1 protein-coding gene is annotated in these 1,157 nt (G+C 65.9%); it reads left to right on the top strand.

Going from position 1 to position 1,157, the window contains the following annotated elements; all coding sequences use genetic code 11:
* The first annotated feature begins 126 nt into the window (after positions 1 to 126).
* Positions 127 to 1,053: a CysB family HTH-type transcriptional regulator gene (locus tag KH616_RS25265; protein WP_292255320.1), complete on the top strand. Its 927-nt coding sequence runs from the start codon at positions 127 to 129 to the stop codon at positions 1,051 to 1,053.
* Positions 1,054 to 1,157 lie beyond the last annotated feature (104 nt).

Genomic DNA, 1,157 nt, shown 5'->3' on the forward strand with positions numbered 1-1,157 from the left:
GCTCGCCAGGCCGGATGACCGCCGTGCCGCGCGCGGTGCGGGTGTTCCCGGCGCGCTGACGGATAGACAGGCAACCCATTCATCCAGACCAACAACTAGACAAAAGGCTGCCGGAGAGGCAAACCCATGAACTTTCAGCAATTGCGTTTCGTGCGCGAGGCCGTGCGCCAGAACATGAACCTGACCGAAGTCGCGAATGTGCTGTACACGTCGCAGTCGGGCGTCTCGAAACAGATCAAGGATCTCGAGGACGAACTGGGCGTCGACATCTTCATTCGCCGCGGCAAACGCCTGACCGGGCTCACCGAGCCGGGCAAGGCGGTGCATCAGCTGATCGAGCGGATGCTGCTCGACGCGGAAAACCTGCGCCGCGTCGCGCGCCAGTTCGCGGATCAGGATAGCGGCCACCTCGTTGTCGCGACGACGCACACGCAGGCGCGCTATGCGTTGCCGAAGGTGATCCGGCAGTTCACCGAGGTGTTTCCGAAGGTGCATCTCGCGCTGCGGCAGGGCAGCCCGCAGCAGATCGCGCAGATGATCCTGAACGGCGAGGCGGATCTCGGGATCTCGACCGAGGCGCTCGACCGCTACCCGGACATCGTGACATTCCCGTGCTATTCGTGGCATCACACGGTGGTCGTGCCGAAAGGGCATCCGCTCGTCGGCCGCGAGAACCTGACGCTCGACGACATCGCCGAGTATCCGATCATCACCTACGACCAGGACTTCACCGGCCGCTCGCACATCGACCAGGCGTTCGCGCAGGCGGGTGCGGTACCCGATGTCGTGCTGACCGCGATCGACGCGGAAGTGATCAAGACCTATGTCGAGCTTGGCATGGGCATCGGCGTCGTCGCGGCGATGGCGTATGACCCGCAGCGCGACACCGGTCTCGTCGCGCTCGACACGCAGCATCTGTTCGAGGCGAGCACGACACGGGTCGGTTTGCGCAAGGGCGCGTTCCTGCGCGCCTATGCATACCGGCTGATCGAGATGTTCGCGCCACACCTGACCGAAACGGAGATCGCCGGTCAATTGCGCGAAGCTGCCTGAGCGCCTCGCTCGCCGCCGCCCACCCGGGCCGCCGGCGGCTGAATCGGGCTGTCGCGCGGCGGCGCGTGCCGCCACGCGCAGCTCCGGCACGCTGCCGTCCGCGA

Origin of the sequence: Burkholderia sp. (assembly GCF_018375725.1) — a bacterium.
Lineage (GTDB): Bacteria > Pseudomonadota > Gammaproteobacteria > Burkholderiales > Burkholderiaceae > Burkholderia.

Bases quoted from the DNA above. Each gene is read 5' to 3' on its own strand.
- KH616_RS25265 (WP_292255320.1), top strand. From the start codon at position 127: ATGAACTTTCAGCAATTGCGTTTCGTGCGCGAGGCCGTGCGCCAGAAC.